This window comes from Massilia aurea (assembly GCF_040790145.1).
GTDB classification, from domain to species: domain Bacteria; phylum Pseudomonadota; class Gammaproteobacteria; order Burkholderiales; family Burkholderiaceae_D; genus Telluria; species Telluria aurea_C.
Window position 1 is genome coordinate 536286 of sequence record NZ_JBFMMP010000001.1, and the last position, 19954, is coordinate 556239.

At 65.4% G+C, this 19954-nt stretch carries 15 protein-coding genes; 9 read left to right on the forward strand and 6 right to left on the reverse strand.

Annotation, left to right across the window (positions count from 1 at the left end; translation table 11 throughout):
* Positions 1-93: 93 nt before the first annotated feature.
* The 6 genes from AB2N08_RS02295 (at position 94) to AB2N08_RS02320 (ending at position 7338) form a co-directional block, all read left to right on the forward strand.
* Entirely contained in the window at positions 94-618 is a 525-nt protein-coding gene (locus AB2N08_RS02295) for a (2Fe-2S)-binding protein (RefSeq protein WP_367608983.1), read from the forward strand.
* Positions 615-1646 (forward strand): FAD binding domain-containing protein, encoded by a 1032-nt coding sequence (locus AB2N08_RS02300; protein ID WP_367608984.1) that lies wholly within the window; start codon positions 615-617, stop codon positions 1644-1646. The genes AB2N08_RS02295 and AB2N08_RS02300 overlap by 4 nt, the downstream gene beginning before the upstream one ends.
* Positions 1643-3955, forward strand: a complete 2313-nt coding sequence (locus AB2N08_RS02305) for a xanthine dehydrogenase family protein molybdopterin-binding subunit (protein WP_367608985.1) — start codon at positions 1643-1645, stop codon at positions 3953-3955. The genes AB2N08_RS02300 and AB2N08_RS02305 overlap by 4 nt, the downstream gene beginning before the upstream one ends.
* A gap of 259 nt (positions 3956-4214) precedes the next feature.
* Entirely contained in the window at positions 4215-5189 is a 975-nt protein-coding gene (locus AB2N08_RS02310) for a tripartite tricarboxylate transporter substrate binding protein BugD (protein ID WP_367608986.1), read from the forward strand.
* Positions 5190-5365: 176 nt separating this feature from the next.
* On the forward strand, positions 5366-5830 hold the full coding sequence (locus AB2N08_RS02315) for a tripartite tricarboxylate transporter TctB family protein (RefSeq protein ID WP_367608987.1): 465 nt from the start codon (positions 5366-5368) through the stop codon (positions 5828-5830).
* A gap of 5 nt (positions 5831-5835) precedes the next feature.
* A complete protein-coding gene (locus tag AB2N08_RS02320; protein ID WP_367608988.1) occupies positions 5836-7338 on the forward strand; it encodes a tripartite tricarboxylate transporter permease in 1503 nt (500 codons plus the stop codon).
* 568 nt (positions 7339-7906) lie between these two features.
* Here the strand turns inward: AB2N08_RS02320 and AB2N08_RS02325 are convergent.
* The 3 genes from AB2N08_RS02325 to AB2N08_RS02335 form a co-directional block, all read right to left on the reverse strand.
* Positions 7907-9250 (reverse strand): ATP-binding protein, encoded by a 1344-nt coding sequence (locus AB2N08_RS02325; RefSeq protein WP_367608989.1) that lies wholly within the window; start codon positions 9248-9250, stop codon positions 7907-7909.
* A gap of 156 nt (positions 9251-9406) precedes the next feature.
* The gene (locus tag AB2N08_RS02330) at positions 9407-10852 is read right to left on the reverse strand and encodes an NAD-dependent succinate-semialdehyde dehydrogenase (RefSeq protein WP_367608990.1); all 1446 of its coding nucleotides are present in this window, start codon (positions 10850-10852) and stop codon (positions 9407-9409) included.
* A 32-nt stretch (positions 10853-10884) separates the two neighbouring features.
* Positions 10885-13389, reverse strand: coding sequence for a PAS domain S-box protein (locus AB2N08_RS02335; RefSeq protein WP_367608991.1), 2505 nt, complete (start codon positions 13387-13389; stop codon positions 10885-10887).
* A 298-nt stretch (positions 13390-13687) separates the two neighbouring features.
* Here AB2N08_RS02335 and AB2N08_RS02340 point away from each other — a divergent pair, with 298 nt between their 5' ends.
* From AB2N08_RS02340 to AB2N08_RS02350, 3 genes are all read left to right on the forward strand, one after another.
* Positions 13688-14755 (forward strand): catalase family peroxidase, encoded by a 1068-nt coding sequence (locus AB2N08_RS02340; protein WP_367608992.1) that lies wholly within the window; start codon positions 13688-13690, stop codon positions 14753-14755.
* Positions 14752-15282 (forward strand): cytochrome b, encoded by a 531-nt coding sequence (locus AB2N08_RS02345; protein WP_367608993.1) that lies wholly within the window; start codon positions 14752-14754, stop codon positions 15280-15282. The genes AB2N08_RS02340 and AB2N08_RS02345 overlap by 4 nt, the downstream gene beginning before the upstream one ends.
* Positions 15283-15362: 80 nt before the next feature.
* On the forward strand, positions 15363-15827 hold the full coding sequence (locus tag AB2N08_RS02350; protein WP_367608994.1) for a hypothetical protein: 465 nt from the start codon (positions 15363-15365) through the stop codon (positions 15825-15827).
* A gap of 8 nt (positions 15828-15835) precedes the next feature.
* On the opposite strand, the gene AB2N08_RS02355 is transcribed toward AB2N08_RS02350, so the two are convergent.
* Genes AB2N08_RS02355 through AB2N08_RS02365 form a run of 3 tightly spaced genes read right to left on the reverse strand, consistent with a single transcriptional unit; the run spans position 15836 to position 19933 of the window.
* Positions 15836-17299, reverse strand: coding sequence for an MFS transporter (locus AB2N08_RS02355; protein WP_367608995.1), 1464 nt, complete (start codon positions 17297-17299; stop codon positions 15836-15838).
* Positions 17296-18465 carry an HlyD family secretion protein gene (locus tag AB2N08_RS02360; RefSeq protein WP_367608996.1) on the reverse strand — a complete coding sequence of 390 codons (1170 nt, stop codon included), beginning with the start codon at positions 18463-18465 and terminating at the stop codon, positions 17296-17298. Before AB2N08_RS02360 ends, AB2N08_RS02355 begins: the two co-directional genes overlap by 4 nt.
* Positions 18446-19933, reverse strand: coding sequence for an efflux transporter outer membrane subunit (locus tag AB2N08_RS02365; protein ID WP_367608997.1), 1488 nt, complete (start codon positions 19931-19933; stop codon positions 18446-18448). The genes AB2N08_RS02360 and AB2N08_RS02365 overlap by 20 nt, the downstream gene beginning before the upstream one ends.
* Positions 19934-19954 lie beyond the last annotated feature (21 nt).

Sequence of the window (19954 nt, forward strand, 5' to 3'; positions counted from 1 at the left end):
AAAGGTTGACCAAAACCTAATGTAAGTGCGTCATCTAACCGTGGCAAATGTGACACGACGTTATGTTCATGACTTCTCACAGAGGGGAAGACCATGGAACATCAACAGCAGCATCCGGTGCGCCTGCGCATCAATGGGCAAGACCGCGAATTTCACGTCGAATCCTGGGTAACCCTGCTTGACCTGCTGCGCGAACGCGCCGGCATGACAGGCACCAAGAAAGGCTGCGACCAGGGCCAGTGCGGCGCCTGCACCGTGCTGGTGGACGGCAAACGCATCAACTCGTGCCTGACGCTGGCCGTCATGCAGGACGGGCGCGACATCACCACCGTCGAGGGCCTGGCCAGCGGCGACAAACTGCATCCGCTGCAGCAGGCCTTCATCGACTGCGACGCCTTCCAGTGCGGCTACTGCACGCCTGGCCAACTGTGTTCGGCCGTGGGCCTGATCAACGAGGGCCAGGCCACCACGCGCGACGACGTGCGTGAACTCATGAGCGGCAACCTGTGTCGCTGCGGGGCCTACCCGCAAATCGCCGACGCCGTGGTGCAGATGCTCGACATGCGCGAATCCAACAAGACGGTCGACGGCTTCACGACCGGGGCGGTGCTCGCATGAACCCGTTCGCCTTTACCCCAGCCACGCACATCGACGCGGCCCTGGCCGCCCTGCTCGATCCCGACACCCGCCCGATCGCCGGCGGCACCAACCTGCTCGACCTGATGAAGGAAGGCGTGATGAAGCCGTCAGGCCTGGTCGACATCAACCACCTGGGCCTGGACCAGGTGGAGCAGCGCGACGGCGGCCTGCTGCTTGGCGCCCTGGCCCGCAATGCCGATACGGCCTACCACCCACTGGTGCGCGAGCGCTATCCGCTGCTGTCGTCGGCCATCCTGGCCGGCGCCTCGCCACAGCTGCGCAATATGGCGTCCAACGGCGGCAACCTGATGCAGCGTACCCGCTGCGTGTACTTCTACGACGTCGGCACCGCCTGCAACAAGCGCGAGCCCGGCACCGGCTGCCCGGCCGTCGAGGGCCTGAACCGCCAGCACGCGATCCTGGGCGCCAGCCCAAGCTGCATCGCCACCCACCCGTCGGACATGTGCGTGGCCCTGCGCGCGCTCGACGCCACCGTGCACGTGCGCTCGATGAGCGGCGAGCGCGCGATCCCGTTCGCCGACTTCCATCGCCTGCCGGGCGATACGCCCGAGATCGACAACACGCTGCAGCCGGGCGAGATGATCACCCACATCACCGTACCCGATGCCGACCGCTTCATCGACCATAGCGCCTACATCAAGGTGCGCGACCGCCTGTCGTATGCGTTCGCGCTGGTGTCGGTGGCTGCGGCGCTCGACCTGGATGCCGACGGCACGATCTGCGCCGCGCGCATTGCGCTCGGCGGCGTGGCCCACAAGCCGTGGCGCGTCGAAGCGGCCGAAGATGCCCTGATCGGCAAGCGCGCCGATGAAGCGGCATTCGAGCTCGCCGCCCGGACCATCCTGCAAGGCGCGCAAGGCTTCGGCCACAACGACTTCAAGCTGCCGCTGGCGCACAACGCCATCGTGCAAGCCTTGACCACCGCCACGCGCGGCACCGACCATGCGCGCGGCCTCGATGCCGGCACCAAAGGAGAACCAGCATGACCGACCTGATTCCAGAATTGCGCGCCCCGAGCGCGCCGGCCGGTACCGGCCGCGTGAAAAGCGGCATGCCCGTCTCGCGCATCGATGGCCGCGCCAAGGTGACGGGCGAGGCCCAGTATGCCGCCGAATACTTCGCGCCCGACCTCTGCTACGGCGTGGTGGTGAGCGGCACCGTGGCCAAGGGCCGCATTACCAGCATCGATGCCACCGAAGCGCTGGCCGTGGCTGGCGTCATCTCGGTCATGACGCACGAGAACCGGCCCAAGATGCGCTCGTTCGACCTGGCCTGGAAAGACATGACGGCGCCGGCCGGCTCGCCGTTCCGGCCGCTGTTCTCGGACGAGATCTTCTACAGCGGCCAGCCGGTGGCGCTGGTGCTGGCCGAGACGTTCGAGGCGGCGCGCTACGCGGCCTCGCTCGTGCGCGTGCACTACGACGTCGAGGCGCATGAAACGCACCTGCTGCACAGCCTCGACCAAGCCTACGAGCCGCGCAAGATGAAGGCTGGCTTCGTGCCGCCAAGCTCGATCGGCGATGGCGAAAAAGCGTTCGCCGCCGCCGAGGTGCGGATCGACTCGCAGTACTACAACGGCGTCGAGCACCACAATCCGATGGAGATGTTCGCCTCGACCGTGATTCGCGGCGCAGACGGCCACCTGACCATCTACGACAAGACGCAAAGCTCGCAGAACAGCCGCTGGTATGTCTCGCACGGCTTCGGCCTGTCGAGCGACGAGGTCACGGTGCGCAACCCGTACGTGGGCGGCGCTTTCGGTTCCGGCCTGCGCCCGCAATACCAGTTGCCGCTGGCCGTGATGGGCGCGTTGCAGCTCGAACGTTCGGTGCGCGTGGTGCTGACGCGCCAGCAGATGTTCAGCTTCGGCCATCGCCCTGAAACCTGGCACCGCATCCGCCTGGGCGCGGCGCCGGACGGCACGCTCAAGGCGATCTGGCACGAAGCGATCCAGGAAACCTCGCGCCTCGAGGATTACGTCGAGGTGATCGTCAACTGGTCGGGCCAGCTGTACGCCTGCACCGACATCAAGCTTGGCTACCAGGTGGTCGCGCACGACCGCTTCACGCCGCTGGACATGCGCGCCCCGGGCGCCGCCCACGGCGTGCACGCGCTGGAAGTGGCGATGGACGAACTGGCGTACGAACTCAAGATGGATCCGCTGGCGCTGCGCCTGAAGAACTACACCGACATTGCGCCGGTCGAGGACAAGCCATTCTCGAGCAAGGAACTGCGCGAATGCTACCGCCAGGGCGCCGAGCGCTTCGGCTGGGACCAGCGTCCGATCGAGCCGCGCTCGATGGTCGATGGCGATGAGCTGGTCGGCTGGGGCATGGCCACCGGCATCTGGGATGCGATGGTGATGGTGGCGCGCGTGAGCGCGGTCTTGCACAGCAATGGCCGCCTGGTCGTGAGCAGCGCGGCGACCGATATCGGCACCGGCACCTACACCGTGATGTCGATGATCGCGGCCGAAGCCATGGGCTTGCCGATGGAACGCGTCACGTTCCAGCTGGGCGACTCCACCCTGCCGATGGCGCCGATCGAAGGCGGTTCGTCGCACGTGACCACGGTGGGCTCGGGCGTCTTCAGCGCCTGCGAAAAGCTCAAGAAGTCGCTGCTCAAGATGGCAGTGCGCATGGACAATTCGCCGCTGGCCAAGGCGCGCATGCGCGACGTCGAATTCGGCGATGGCGCCGTATTCCTGAAGACCGATCCGTCACGCCGCGTGGAACTGACGCAGGTGCTGGCCAACGCGGGCGTCGACCAGGTGGAAGAAAAATACTTCATGACGCCGCAGATGCTCAAGCAGCGCAAGTACGCGCGCGCCGTGCACTCGGCCGTGTTCTGCGAGGTCCGCGTGAACGAAAAGCTCGGCATGGTGCGCGTCACGCGCGTGGTCAGCGCGATTGCGGCCGGGCGCATCATCAGCGCCAAGACGGCGGCCAGCCAGATCAGCGGCGCGGTCGTGTGGGGCATCAGCCAGGCCCTGCATGAAGAGACCCATACCGATCACAAGTACGGGCGCTTCATGAACCACAATTTCTCGGAGTATCACGTGGCGGTCAATGCCGACATCCACGATATCGACGTGATCTTCGTTGAAGAGGACGACCGCATCGTGAGCAAGCAACTCGGCGCCAAGGGCGTTGGCGAGATCGGCATCGTGGGCGTGGCGGCGGCCGTCTCGAACGCGATCTTCCACGCTACCGGCACGCGCCTGCGCACCACGCCGATGACGCCGGCCAAACTGCTGCTGGGCGACCGGGAACTGCCTGTGCAGCCGCCGGTCTGACACAGCGGCGCGGCAGCAAAAACGAACGCACGACGCCATCTTCGGATGGCGTTTTTTACGCGTGTATCTGCGTTTTTTTTCGCTCCGATTCTACCGAAAAGGCGTCCCGCACAAGCCACATACGTAGTTCCACGTAGTTGCATAACAATATGTTTACTGGTACAACCTCTGGTGCGTAAGACAACGCCAGACGGCAGCACCACACAGAAATAGTGCGGGCTGCCAAATCAAACCAAGAACGAGATACGAGGACGACACCATGAAGCTCAAGATGCTGTGCGCAGCTGCCTGCCTGACCGCCTTTGGCACGGGCCTGGCCCATGCCCAGGCTTACCCGACCAAGACCATCACCATGATCGTGCCGTTCGCGGCCGGCGGCCCGACCGACACCGTGGCGCGCCTCGTCGCGCAGTCGATGGGTACCACGCTCAAGCAGCAGATCATCATCGAAAACGTCGGCGGCGCCGGCGGGACCATCGGCGCCGCGCGCGCCGCCAAGGCCGCGCCCGACGGCTACACGCTGTTCCTGCACCACATCGGCCAGTCGACCGCGCCGGCCCTGTACCGCAAGCTGCCATACGACGCCATCACGAGCTTCGAACCGATCGGCCTGATCACCGACGTGCCAATGACCGTCGTTGCCCGCGGCAACTTCCCGGCCAAGGACATGAAAGAGCTGATCACCTACGTCAAGGCCAACAAGGACAAGGTCACCTACGCCCACGCCGGCCTGGGTTCGGCCTCGCACCTGTGCGGCATGCTGCTGCAGACCGCGATGGGCGTCGAGCTGACCACCGTGCCCTACAAAGGCACCGGTCCGGCCATGAACGACCTGCTCGGCGGCCAGGTCGACTTCATGTGCGACCAGACTACCAACACCACCAGCCAGATCAAGAGCGGCAAGATCAAGGCCTACGGCGTGACCACCAAGACCCCGGTCGCTTCGCTGCCAAACCTGCCAGTGCTGGACAAGGCCGGCCTGCCGGGCTTCGAGGTGGGCGTCTGGCACGGCCTGTACGCACCGAAAGGCACGCCGAAGCCGGTCGTCGATGCGCTGGCCAACGCCTTGCGCGCGTCGCTGCGCGACCCGAACGTGGTCAAGCGCTTTGCCGACCTCGGCACCGAGCCGGTGCCGTCCAATCAAGCCACCCCGGAAGCCCTGCGCGCACACCTGAAGCAGCAGATCGACCTGTGGGGCCCGATCATCAAGAAAGCCGGCGCCTTCGCCGACTGATGCCGCGCTGAATAACGTCGCGCCGCGCCGGCCTGTCCGGTCGCGGTGCGGCGTTGTCGTACCTGCAGCCTGATCGTCGCACCTGCTTCACCTCCGGCATCACCGTTGCACCAACGTTCTTGAACCACTGCATCTGCATCACCGCATCTGCAACACAATACAAGGGGACCACCACCGTGCCAGCATTTATCCGCCATCCGAAAGACTTTTGGAGCGGCATTGTCTTTCTATTCTTCGGCCTGAGCGCCATCGTCATCGGCCAGGATTACGAATTGGGCAGTGCCGGCCGTATGGGTCCGGCCTACTTCCCAATGGCGCTGGGCATCCTGCTCTCGCTGGTCGGCGCCGCATCGCTCGTGCGCTCGTTCTTCCGTCCGGGCGAGCCGATCGGCCGCATCTACTATCGCGAACTGGCGATCGTGCTCGTCGCCGTGCTGATATTTGGCTTCCTGGTGCGCAATGCCGGCCTGGTGCCCGCTGCGTTCCTGCTGATCCTGATCAGCGCCTATGCCAGCGACAAGTTTGACCTGAAGAAGTCGCTTGCGCTGGCCGTGGGCATGACGTTGTTCGCAATTGGTCTGTTCGTCAAGCTGCTTGGCTTGCCGATGCCGATCATCGGCCCTTGGCTTGGTGGGAATTAAAAAATATGGAAATTTTCAGCAATCTCGCATTGGGCCTTGAGACAGCCCTGTCCATGCAAAACCTGTTCTACTGCCTGGTCGGCGTATTCGTCGGCACCGCAGTGGGCGTCCTGCCGGGCCTGGGCCCGATCGCCACCATCGCCATGCTGCTGCCGGCTACCTTCGGCCTGCCACCAGAATCGGCGCTGATCATGCTGGCCGGCATTTACTACGGTGCGCAATACGGCGGCTCGACTACCGCCATCCTGGTCAACCTGCCCGGTGAATCATCTTCGGTGGTGACGGCGCTGGACGGCTACCAGATGGCCCGCAACGGCCAGGCCGGCAAGGCGCTGGCCACCGCGGCGATCTCGTCGTTCTTCGCCGGCACCGTCGCCACGGTGCTGCTGGCCGTAGCCGCCCCGCCGCTGGCCGACATGGCCCTCGAATTCGGCCCGGCCGAATACTTCTCGCTGATGGTGCTCGGCCTGGTGGCATCGGTCGTACTGGCCAGCGGCTCGCTGCTCAAGGCCATCGGCATGGTGCTGCTCGGCCTGCTGCTCGGCGTGGTCGGTACCGACGTCAATTCGGGTTCGGCGCGCTACACCTTCGACTTGCCGGAACTGGCTGACGGCATCAACTTCGTCATCGTGGCGATGGGCATGTTCGGTATCGGCGAGATCATCCGCAACCTCGAGCACAACGAAGACCGCAACCTGGTGATGAAGAAGGTCACCGGGCTGATGCTCAACAAGGAAGACTTCAAGCGCATCATGTGGCCGGTTCTGCGCGGCACGGGCCTCGGCTCGCTGCTGGGCATCCTGCCGGGCGGCGGTGCGATGCTCGCGTCGTTCGCGTCCTACTCGCTCGAAAAGAAAGTGTCGAAAAATTCGGCCAACTTCGGCAAGGGCGCCATCGAAGGCGTCGCGGCGCCGGAAGCGGCGAACAACGCCGGCGCGCAGACCTCGTTCATCCCGATGCTCACGCTGGGCATCCCGTCGAACCCGGTGATGGCGCTGATGATCGGCGCGATGATCATCCAGGGTATCCAGCCTGGCCCTGCCGTCATGACCGAACAGCCTGGCTTGTTCTGGGGCCTGATCGTGTCGATGTGGATCGGTAACCTGTTCCTTGTCGTGCTGAACCTGCCGATGATCGGCATCTGGGTGCGCATGATCATGGTGCCGTACCAGATGCTGTACCCGGCGATCCTGATGTTCTGCGCGATCGGCGTGTTTAGCCTGAACAACAGCACCTTCGACGTCTACCTGATGGCCTTGTTCGGCCTGCTCGGCTACCTGTGCGCCAAGCTCGAACTGGAACCCGCGCCGATGCTGCTCGGCTTCATCATCGGCCCGATGATGGAAGAGTACCTGCGCCGCGCTCTGCTGCTCTCGCGCAGCGACCCGATGGTGTTCATCGAGCGTCCGATCTCGGGCGTGATGCTGGGCCTCGCCGCTGCCGCGATGATCGTCGTGCTGCTGCCATCGCTTCGCAAGAAACGCGAAGAAGCGTTCCAGGAAGACTGACGCACCAAGCTGACGTCCCCGCGCCGCCCGGCGCCGGCCCGAAACGGCCGGCCCGGGCGGCTTCCGTTTACCCGCCACCTTCCCCGCCTCCCCACCACCTACTGAACAAATAGGGTCAGTGTAGAATTAATTAGCAATATCCGCTCATCAAGCCAGAGAATGTTTCATCGATAGCGGATTCGAGCCAATTGCGCTCGGCGAAGCTTTAATTGGGGTCGGAGTCGAATTAATTTTCAATTTATTTTCAAAAATTGACAAACAATTCGACTCCGACCCTATTTGTTTTTCATGCACATACACGCGCTTGCAGCGAGATTAATTTCTCTATCTTATTTAATTTTACTGAGGCATCTATTTACGCTAGATCACTCGTCAAAAAAATGAGGGTCGGAGTCGACTTAATAAGAAATTATTTAAAATCGTCAACAATGCAGTACCCACACCGAGCTCATCAGAAGTTATTGCACATCAATTAGGGTCGGAGTGGACTTGATAAGCAATTGATTGACTGAAGTTGTCAAACAATTCGACTCCGACCCTAATTGTGGGTGGAGAGTGCGGGGGGAATTTATTCGCGGCGTTCTGTGTGCAGTGGCAGGAGCACAGTGAATGTGCTGCCCTGGCTGTCGCCGGCGCTGTGTGCGGTCACGGTGCCGTCATGCGCTTCGACCAGGTTTTTTACCAGCGCCAGGCCAAGGCCAAGGCCGCCGCCGGTGCGGTCGGTCGAACGCTCGGCCTGGACGTAGAGATCGAACAGGCGCGGCATCAGTTCGGGCGCGATGCCCATGCCATTGTCCGATACCCGCAGCACCGCCGTCGCTCCCCGTTTTTCGAGTCCGATACGAATGGTGCCGCCGCTGTCTGTATAACGAATCGCGTTGCTGAGCAAATTGCTTACGACCTGGATCAGGCGGGTGCGATCGCCCAGCACCAGCAAACTCGTCTTGCACAGATCCTGTTCGATGCAATGATGTTTCTGGCTTGCCGCCGCATGCACCTGCTCCACCGCTGCCGCGACCACGTCCGCCAACTCCACCGGCGCCTTCTCGAGCTGCACCAGGCCCCGACTCACGCGCGATACATCCAGCAGATCCTCGACCAGCCGGCTCATGTGCGAGACCTGGCGCTTGATCAATTCGCCCATCTGGTTGGCGCGCAGCGGCGTCACATCGGTTGGCAGCAGCAGCGTCGCGGCCATGCCGGCGGCCGACAGCGGTCCGCGCAACTCGTGGCTGAGCGTGGCCAGGAATTCGTCCTTGCTACGATCGGCTTTTTGCAAAGCGACGGCCTTGTCGTCCAGCAGATCGTTGAGTGCTTCGATATTGCGGTTGCGCTCTTCCAATCGTGTCGACACTAGCTGCAATTCCTCTTGCCGCGCCTGCAGGGCGCCGAGGGCATCGGCCAGTTCGCGGTTCTGGTGCCGCGCCTCGGACAGCGCCGCATGATTGGGCAGCGTTTCGAACTGCGCCACGAGCGGCGCAAAACTATCCGCGCTGATGAAGGCGACGTTGAGCGGAAAGCGCTTGCCGACCGTGATGCAGGTGCCCACGGTGTCACTGGCGATGTCGAAGCGGTCCATCAGGCGCCGCGCCGACAAAATCCCCAGGCCCATCCCCGACGGCGAGCGATAGCGACCGGACAACACATGGCCAATATCGGCGATGCCCGGGCCGTGGTCTTTGAATGTGATTTGCAGATGCTGGGGCGCTTCGGCGCCCTCGGCCACGAACGACACCGAGCCGGCGCCGGCGTAATTGAAGATGTTACGCGCCAGCTCGGACACGACAGTGCCGATGCGCGCCTGGTCGACCGAACCGAAGCCGCAGGCGCCCGCGATCTGGCGCGCACGCTGGCGCGCCGCGATCACGTCGAATTCGGTGCCGACACTGAGCGTCAGGATAGCCTGCGTCATGCGCACTTCTGGAAAATCATGGATGTCGCTCTACAAGGAAGTGCGGCATCTGAAGAACACAGAAGCCAGTGGGCGGGGCCAGATTATACCCCGCCACGACGGCGTGTTGTCCTACAAATTGTTACAGCCGATCCCGCCGTAGCGCGACACCATGCTTTACACGCCGACCATCGAGACCGCCTTCGTGTTGAGGTAGGATTCCAGCGCCTCCGGCCCGCCTTCCGAGCCGTAACCGGAATCCTTGATCCCGCCAAACGGCAGTTCGGCGCTCGGCGTGGCCGGCTGGTTAATCCACAGCATGCCCACTTCGACGCGGTTCATCAGCAGGTGCGCGTTCTTGATTGAGCGCGTAAACGCGTACCCGGCCAGGCCATATGGCAGGCGATTGGCTTCGGCGATCATGTCGTCCAGGCTGTCGAACCCGCGAATGCCCGCAATCGGCCCGAACGGCTCGTCGTTGAACATGCTCGCGTCCAGCGGCACGTCGGCCAGGATCGTCGGCGCGAAGAAGTTGCCGCTGTCGCCCACGCGCTCGCCGCCGGTGGCCACCACGGCGCCCCGTGCCCGCGCATCGTCGACCACTTTCGCCATGGCGTCCAGGCGCCGTGCATTGGCCAACGGCCCAAGCGTGGTGCCGTCCGCCATACCATCCCCCAGCTTGAGACTTTCGGCGTGCTGCACCAGCGCCCGCGTAAATTCAGCCTTGACCGCGTTATGCACCAGGAAGCGCGTTGGCGAGATGCATACCTGGCCCGCATTGCGGAACTTGGCCGCGCCGGCGGCCTTGACGGCCAGCGCCACGTCGGCGTCCTCGGCGATGATCACCGGTGCATGGCCGCCGAGCTCCATCGTCACGCGCTTCATGTGGGCGCCGGCCAGCGCCGCCAGCTGCTTGCCCACGGGCGTCGAGCCGGTGAACGTGACCTTGCGGATGATCGGGCTGGGAATCAGGTAGCCCGAAATCTCGGCCGGATCGCCAAACACCAGGCCGACCACGCCCGGCGGCAGGCCGGCATCGACGAAGCATTGCAGCAGCGCCGCCGGCGAGGCCGGGGTTTCTTCCGGCGCCTTGCACAGGAACGAACAACCGGTGGTGAGCGCCGCGGCGAGCTTGCGCACGATCTGGTTGATCGGGAAGTTCCACGGCGTGAACGCTGCCACCGGTCCGACCGGCTCCTTCAGTACCAGTTGCTGCGCGGCCGGATTGCGCGACGGGACGATGCGGCCATATACGCGCATGCCTTCGGCGGCGAACCAGTCGATGATCTCGGCGCCGGCCAGGGCTTCGCCCTTGGCTTCGGCCAGCGGCTTGCCCTGCTCTTGCGTCAGCAGGCGCGCGATGTCGCCGGCGCGCTCGCGCAAGAGCGTCGCGGCGCGGCGCATGATCGCGGCGCGTTCGGCCGCCGGCACGGCGCGCCAGGTCTCGAAGCCCTTCTGGGCGGCGGCCAGCGCACGATCGAGGTCGGCGATGCTGGCATGGGCGACCTTGCCGATCGGCTGGCCGGTGGCCGGGTTGATCACGGGGATGGTCTTGCCGCCACTGGCGTCAAACCATTCGTTGGCGATGAGCAGACGGGTATCGGGGTAGTTGGAAGTCGTCATGGTGTAGGTGTCCTGTCGTGAGGACGACAATCTTACCGTGGATGGCGACTTGCTGCAGGCGGCACCGCCGCGTCGGCTGCGCCGGCCTCGGCCATCGAACGGATACGCTCGGCCATCGCGTCCATCGAAAACGGTTTCGTGAGCACCGCCATCCCCGGGTCGAGGTAACCATTGTTCAGAACCGCATTCTCTGCATAGCCGGTAATGAACAATACCTGCAGCCCGGGCCGGATCACGCGCCCGGCATCGGCCATCTGGCGTCCGTTCATGCCGCCGGGCAGCCCCACATCCGTCACCAGCAGATCGATCCGCGCATCCGATTGCAGTATCTTGAGTCCCGTCGCGCTGTCGCCCGCCTCGATCCATCCAAAGCCGAGGTCTTGCAGGATGTCGATGACCAGCATGCGCACGGTCGGCTCATCGTCGACAACCAGCACCGTGGCGACGCGCCCTGCCTGGGCCAGCGACGTGGCGGCAACGACGTCCGGCTCAATGTCCGCGATGCCATCGCCATAGTGGCGCGGCAGATAGATGCAGACGGTCGTGCCCTGGCCTACTTCGGAATAGATCCGGACCTGCCCGCCCGACTGCTGCGCGAATCCATAAATCATCGACAGCCCGAGTCCCGTGCCCTGCCCAATGGGCTTCGTGGTGAAGAATGGCTCGAACGCACGCGCCACGACGTCCGGCGACATACCGACACCGGTGTCGCTGACACACAGCGCAAGGTATTGGCCCGGTTCCATGTTCTGCTGGCGGGCAAACCGCTCGTCGATCCACTTGTTGGCCGTTTCGACGGTGATCTTGCCGCCGTCGGGCATCGCATCGCGCGCATTGATGCAAAGATTCAACAGCGCGTTCTCGAGCTGCGACGCATCGACCAGCGCCGGCCAGGCATCGGCCACGCACACCACCTCGATCCGCACCGCGGGCCCCACCGTGCGCTGGACCAGCTCTTGCATGTCGGCGACGAGCCGGTTCACGCTGGTCGGCTTCGGCGTGAGCGTCTGCTGGCGCGAGAACGCGAGCAGACGATGCGTCAGTGCCGCGGCCCGCTTCGAGGCCCCCAGCGCCGTGGCGATGTACCTGTCGAACTCGTTGAAGCGCCCCTGCTGCAGGCGCATCTGCATCAGTTGCAGGGCGCCGGAAATACCGGCAAGCAGGTTGTTGAAATCGTGCGCCAGGCCGCCGGTGAGCTGCCCCACCGCCTCCATCTTCTGGCTCTGGCGCAACGCATTCTGCATCGCCTCGAGTTCGGCCTTTTGCTCTTCGTCGCGCGTGATATCGCGGCCCACCGCATTGATCAGCTGATCGTGCGGGCGCGTCGACCACGAGATCCAGCGATAACTGCCGTCGCGATGGCGGTACCGGTTGTCGAAGCGCTGATGACCGATCCCACGCGACAACTCCTGCGCCCCGACGGCCGTATGCGCCTTGTCGTCTGGATGAATCAGGTCAAACAGGTTCGATCCGGCCAACTCGTGTTCGCGCCAGCCAAGCACCGCAGACCACGCCGGATTGGTCGCCGTGATCACCCCATCGAAGGTGCAGCGCAGCATGATGTCGGACGACAGGGTCCACAGCGCGTTGCGATCCTGCGCCCGCTCCGCCACCTGGCGCTCGAGATCGATCATTACCCGCTTGCGCTGGTCGATGTCGTCGAGCACCAGGATGATGCCGCCCTGCGCGCCGGTGCTGTCGACCAGCGGAACGGCGCTGATGGCAACCCACACCTCGGTGCCATCGCTTCTGAGATAGAGAAATTCTTCACCGGGCGTGACGAGCTCGCCGCGGAAAGCGCGCGCGCTCGGATAATTCCCGGGCGAGAGCAATTGGCCCTGCGCGTCGTAGCCGCGCCAGTTTTCCCATGTCCCGTGGAGGAAATGCGCAGGCGACGAAAAGTCCGGCACAAACCTCCTGAAAACCGGATTATTCAGGATGACCTTCCCATTGGCATCCACCAGGCAAATACCCACCGGAAGATGCTCGATCACCTTAGCCAGGCGGCTGGCGGCATCCCTGCGCGCGACAACTTCCTGTTCCAGCGCGATATTGCGGTTGATGAGCTGGAGCTGTACGGCATCGCGCTCCCTCGCGGCAATCACGCCGGCGGTCGTTTCGTTCGCGATATTCAGAATGCCGACGACGCTGCCCTCGTCGCGCAGCGGGCTGTAGGCGAACGACCACCACGTCTCTTCTTCATAGCCGTTGCGCGTCATGATCAGCGGCATGTCCGAGAAACTCACCGCTTCGCCAGCCAGCACCCGGGCAACCAGCGGACCGATGTCATCCCATATCTCCGACCAGACGTCAGGCAATGGCTGGCCGAGAGCGGCCGGATGGCGTTTTGCCAGAAATGGCACGTACGCCGCGTTGTATAGCAGCGTTTGCTCAGGCCCCCAGGTGGCGCACATGGCCACTGGCGTCGCCAGCATCATGCCGAACATCGCTTCGAGCGACGCAGGCCACAGCGCGCGCGTACCCAACGGGGTCGTGCCCCAATCGAATGCCTCGATGGCGGCCAGCGCCGCGTTCACGCGCTCCCCTCGGGAAGACAGGCAGCGATGCTGGCTGGAAGTGGATAAAAGGGAACGGCGACGTTCTTGCGTTGGCACATGTAAATAAGTATGTGTAGGACGACATCAATCAATCGCGAGATTCTGGCACAAATTCGCCGGCCTTGTCGTACGGCCAACATCGCGCGCACCGCCGGTGCAGCGGCGCCACGTGCCAGCGCACGCATCGTTTTGTTAATCATGCGACAATCCGCCACCGCCTTTCCCGGCTGTATGTACTGTCTGCGTACCGCGCTATCCTTCCAAGAAAGTTCCTCACATGTCACCACCCAAGCCGCGTCACGGCTCCCCCTTGCTACTGGTCCCGATCGCCCTGATCGTCATCGCACTGGCCGTGCTGTTCGCCTGGATCGGCGGCTGGTTCGGCAATGCCAACGTTACGCCGCAGACCATGGTCAACACGGCCGAAGCCTCGGGCTCGCAGCAGCCGGGCGTGCGCCGCGCTCACGCCAAGGGCATCTGCATCGTGGGTACGTTCGCGCCCACGCCCGCAGCCGCGCAATTGTCTATCGCACGCGTGTTTTCGCAACCGTCGACACCGGTGCTGGGTCGCTTCTCCAGCCCCGGCAACGATCCGCACTCGCCCGACAACAAGGCCGCCGTGCGCGGCATGGCGCTGCAGCTGAAGACCGACGACGGCCAGGAATGGCGCATGGCAATGAACAGCTTCCCGTTCTTCGCCGCGTCCACGCCGGAAGCCTTCCAGGCGCTGAACGCCGCCCGCCTGCCCGACCCGGCGACCGGCAAGCCCGATCCGGCCAAAATGGAAGCGGTGCTGGCGAGTCACCCCGAGATCAAGAACTTCATGGCCTGGTCGAAGAGCGCGCCAACACCCGACAGCCTGGCCAACACGCGCTTCAATGGCGTCAATGCGTTTCGGGTCACGAATGCCGACGGCGCGACGCGCGCCGTGCGCTGGTCGATGCGTCCGCACACGCCGTTCGTGGCCGCCGACCCGGAGCAACTGAAAACCGCCGACCGTGACTTTTTGGCGGCCGACCTCGATCGCCGCCTGGCCGCCGGCCAGCTGAAATGGGACATGGTGATGCAGTTCGCCGCAGCGGGCGACTCGATCGAAGACCCATCCAAGGCCTGGCCGGACACGCGGCCAGAGACGATCGCCGGCACGCTCACGCTCGTGCGCGCCGAGCCGCAAGTTGCCGGCCCGTGCCTGGATCTGAACTTCGATCCCCTGATCCTGCCGAAAGGGATCGCCGGCACGGACGATCCGGTCCTGCACGCGCGCTCGTCGGTGTATTCGGTGTCGTTCAACCGCCGCGAACGCGAAATCAGCCAGGGCGCAGCCCAGACCGGGAGCGCACGATGAACCGACCACGTCATTTCAATTTGCTGGCCCGCGTGCTGCACTGGTCGATGGCCGTCGCGATCCTGGCGATGCTGTTCGTCGGCGCCGCCATGGTGGTGTCGCTGCGTCACCGCGAATGGTTGATCGACCTGCACCGTCCCCTGGGCCTGGCGATCCTGCTGCTCGCCATCGTGCGGCTGGCCAATCGCCTGCGCAACCCGCCGCCACCGCTACCGGCCGACCTGCCGCGCATCCAGGTGTGGGCCGCCACTGCATCGCACTGGGCGCTGTACGCGCTGATGCTGGCGATGCCGCTCATCGGCTGGGCCATGCTGTCGGCGGGCGCCTATCCGATCGTCCTGTTCGACGGCGTGAACCTGCCGGCGATCCTGCCGCACAGCCCGGCCATGTACGGCTTCCTGCGCCCGCTGCACGGCGTGCTGGCGTACGTGCTGTTCTTCACGATCCTGGCGCACCTGGGCGCAGCGTTGTACCACGCGTGGGTACGACGCGATGACGTATTCGGGCAGATGGCCAGGGGCGACTGAGCCATCGGTGCAGCACCGCACCGAGGTCGCCCTGCCACCCACGTATTGTCCTGATTCCATCTCTGAAAGGCGGGACGTTCATGCAAAAATACACAGCAGCCATCGTGGGTGGCCTGATCGCCGGCGTGGTGACCACGGCCGTCATGGTCGCCGGCCGCAAGACCGGCGTTCTGACCAAGACGCTCGATCGCGACGCCGTCGACTGGATCGATGACGTCACGAATTCACGCGCCGTCATTGGCGACGCGGGCACCAGCGCCGTCGAATTCGTCAATCACCTGGGCGCCTCGGCGGCATTCGCCGCCGCCGTACCCAAGCTGCGCGAACTGGCTCCTGGCCTGTCGCCCGTTGCCCTGGGCACGCTGTACGGCACGGCGCTGTACGCCGTCAATATCGGCGCCATCGCCCCGGTCCTGGGCATCACCGAGGGCGAGGTCAAGGCGGGCCCGCGCAAGGCGACCGAACGCTGGGCGATCCACGTGTTGCAGGCCGTCGTCACCGCCGTCGTTGCAAGGCGCCTGACGTCGCCGTCGCGCTTCGACTGAACGCGCCGTCAGTCAAACCGGCGCTGCAACGCCAGCAGCGCCGCGCCGGCCAGCCCCACCCACATCACGATCCAGAACAGATCCTGTCCCGCCAGCAGCCCAGCCTGGCGCGTCAGCTCGGCGCCACCGTCCAGCAGCGGCGCTGATTTTTCGGCCAGGCGCGACGCATGCAGCGCCGTGCGTTCCTGCAGACCGATATTGGTCATGCCCACGCCCAGCGCAAGCCCGGCCTGCCCCAGCATGTTCTTCAATTGCTGCGCGTTCGAGAACACCACGTTATCGGCCTGCAGCTCCTTGAACGAGTGAATCGCCGTCGTCGCCATGCCCAGCGTCAAAAAGGCGCCGAACAGCCCAAGCCAGAAGATCACCGCCTCCCACGCATAGGCACGCGGGTCGAGCGTCGCGAAGCGCCAGCCGAGCAAGGCCAGCATCAGGAATCCCGTCACGAAGAACTTGGTCGGATGCGGGCGGCGCTTGACCAGTTCGAGCATCACGATGAACGCGATGATGGTCGCCAGCAGCCCGATCCCCTGCAACTCGCCCGCCTGTTCCAGCCCCACGCCCAGGCCCTTCTGCACGACCTGCGGCAGCAAGGTATTGACCATGCCGAGCATCGCGTAGCAGACGCTGAAGATCACCAGGCCCAACCGATAGCGCGGACTGCGCACGACGGCCAGGTGCAGGAACGGCGCGCGGCGACGGGCATGCAGCAGCGCGAATGCCGCCAGCAGACCAACCCCCAGCAGTAAATGGCCCATCAACCGCGCGCGTTCGCCATGCCAGTCATACGTCAGGTGCTGCAGCGCGTACAGCGTGACTGCCGCGCCGGCGCCGAGCAGCATCGCGTCGAAGAGATGCATGCGGGTAGGCGTGCCATCGAGCGTGACGGCGTCGTGCGGCATCCAGCGCGCCGCGACCAGCGCGCCGACCGTCGCCAGCGCGGCCAGCACCAAAAACATCCCACCCCATGCCTCGTGGCACAGCATCTTCGCGGCGACCCAGGGCCCCAGCGCGAGCCCGCCCGACAGCGCAGCGCCGTAGGCGGCGATGCCCTGCAGGCGCTGCGGCGACGGCGGGATCAGGTTGACCATCATGCGCGAGACGGTCATGAACACGCCGCCGCCCATCGCCATCAACAGGCGGCCGCCGGCAAACATGGCCACGCTGCCACCGCCGTTGCCACTGCTTGCGCAGACCCACGCCCCCAGCATGTAGAACAGCACCGCACCAAGCAGGTAGTTGCGCCAGCCGAGGCGCTGCAGCAGCACCGTCATCTGCGAGATCGCCAGCACCGCCACCGCCGCGTACAGCGCCGAGACGGTCGCGTACTCCTCGGGCGAGGCGCCGATATGGCCCATGATCGCGGGCGCGGCGAACACCGTCATCCCGGTCGACAGGAACTCGATGAAGTTGAAGACGAAGATCGCGCCCAGCAAGGCCGGACGCGGCATCGTGACGGCGCCTGCGCTCAACGCGACACCATCGCCGCCGGTGCGCCGAGCGCGCGCCGGATCGCCTCGTCGCCGCCGTGCGTTTCGGTCTCGAACACGACGGTCTTGTATTCCTGGCGCACGGCGCCGGCCGCCATCAGGCTCGGACCATCTGCCTTGCTGGTGTCGATCGCCACCTTCATCGACAGGCCGAGGCGCAGCGGATGGCGCGCCAGCTCCTTCGCGTCGAGCGCGATGCGCACCGGCACGCGCTGCACCACCTTGATCCAGTTGCCGGTCGCATTCTGCGCCGGCACGGCGGCAAAGGCACTGCCGGTGCCGGCTTCCTGGCCCACCACGTGGCCGTGGAACACGACATCGGCGCCATACACGTCGGACCTCACCGCCACCGGCTGGCCGATGCGCACGTCCTTCAGCTGCGTTTCCTTCAGGTTGGCCGTGACCCACATCTGGTCGAGCGGCACGATCGCCATCAACGGCGCGCCTTGCGCCACGCGCTGGCCGATCTGCACATTGCGCCGCGCGACGATGCCGCCGACCGGCGCCGCAAGCGTCGTGCGGGCCAGGCCGAGCGACGCATCGCGCACCTGGGCGATCGACGACAGCACGTCCGGGTGGTTCTCGATCGTCGTGCCATCGACCAGCGCATGGGCCGCATCGACCTGCTGGCGCGCGGCGGTCAAGGCGGCGCGGGCCACGCCCACGGCGTCTTCGGCATGGCGGATATCTTCGCCCGAGACGGCGCCCGTATCGGCCAGCTGGCGCCGGCGTTGCAGATCGCTGGTGGCCTTGGCCAGTTCGGACTCGCGCTGCACGACGGTGGCGCGCAGTTGCCCGACGCCGGCGAACTGCGAGCGCACCTGGCGCGCCGACTTGGCCAGTGCCGCTTCGGCGCGGTCCAGCGCCAGGCGGGCGTCGACTTCATTGAGCTGGACTAGCACCTCGCCCGGGCGCACGAAATCGGTATTGTCGGCCGCAATGCGCGTGACGGTGCCCGCAACCTGTGGCGTGACCTGCACCAGGTTCCCCTCGACGTAGGCGTCTTCGGTGTGCTGGCTGTTCCAGCCGATGCCCAGTATCTCGGGCGAGGACCATGCGATGCCGGCGGCGGCCGCCAGTACGGCGGCGGTGAGGCCAAGCGCCAGCTTGCGGCGGCTCTGTGCTGCGTTAGTGGTTTGATTGGTCATAGCGTTGTTCCGAAAATACTTGATTGACCGCGGCCCGGTAGCCCCCGCCCAGTGCACGCACGAGGTTCACGTCCAGTGCGTAAGCGCGGGCCGCAAGGTCGGCTTGGCCGCGGCGCTGCGCAACCACCTGGGTCTCGGCGATCAGCACCTGCACGAAGTTGCCCAGGCCCGCGCGGTAGCGCTGCTCGGCCAATGCATAGGCTTCCTCGGCCGCAGCGAGCGCCGCATCCTGCTCGCGCACGCGCTCGGTCAGCCAGCGCAGCGACGTCAGTTGCGCCGCCACGTCGCGCAGCGCCTCGAGCACGGCGCCGTTGTACTGCGCCACCGCGAGGTCGTATTCCGCACTCCGCGCGGCCAGATTGCTGCGCAGGCGCCCGCCGTCGAGCAGCGGCAGCGTTACCAGCGGCCCGGCGGCGAACGTGCGGCTGCCGCCCTGCACCAGCCGGTCAAAGCCCAAACTGGCCAGGCCCGCCGAGACGCTCAGGTTCACCGTCGGATAGAACTGGGCCCTGGCGACATCGATCTCGCCGCTGGCCGCTTCGACCTGCCAGCGCAGTGCCACCAGCTCTGGGCGGCGACCGAGCAGCGCGGCGGGAAGATCCGCCGGCACGCCAGGCGGCCGGGCCAGCGCGACACGTGGCCTGACGATGGCTTCGCCCGCATCCTGTCCCTGTCCGCTCAGGGCCGCGAGCTGGCCGCGCGTCAGCGCCAGCGCCTCGTCCAGCGCGGCGATCTGGCCGCGCGCGGCCGGCACGCCGATCTCGGCCTGCTTCAGTTCCGCCTGGCTGTCGAGTTGCGCCGCCACGCGCTGGCGCACCAGGTCGACGATGCGGGTGCGCTGGTGCAGTTCCTGTTCGGCCAGGTCGCGCTGGGCGTACAGGTAGTCCAGCTGCAGATAGGCTTGCACCACGGCGCTCGATACCGCCAGGCGCGCTGCCTGCGCTTCGGCCTGGCGTGCATTCACACGGCCGACGGCGGCGGCCACGGCGGCCGCATTCTTGCCCCAGAAGTCCACCTCATAGCCCAGGTTCACGCCCAGGTCGTTCGCCCATTGCCAACTGCCCGCCAGGGGTTTCGGGACGCTGCTGTTTTCGCTGTAGAGCTGGCGCGCCGCACGCGCCGTGGCGCCGGCCTGCGGCGACAGAGCCGCCGCAGCCAGGCCTTCAAGGGCTGCCGCCTGGCGCACACGGGCCAGCGCGGCGGCGATCGTCGGACTGGCGGCGCCCGCACGCTCGACCAGGCGGTCGAGCTGCGGGTCGCCATACGCGCGCCACCAATCCTGCGCCGGCCAGGCGACGGGCGCTGCGCGGGACGACAGCGCGCGGGTGGAATTGGCTGCCGCATCAGGATTCAGGCTGGCGGGAACCGGCTGCGGCCCCACGGAGACGCAGCCAGTCAGGAACAGGATCGCAGCGCCAGCGGCCAGGCGGGGTAGCCCCCGGCCTGGCACTGGTATCGAAGGAAGCATGGTGTGCCTCGGCAAAAATTC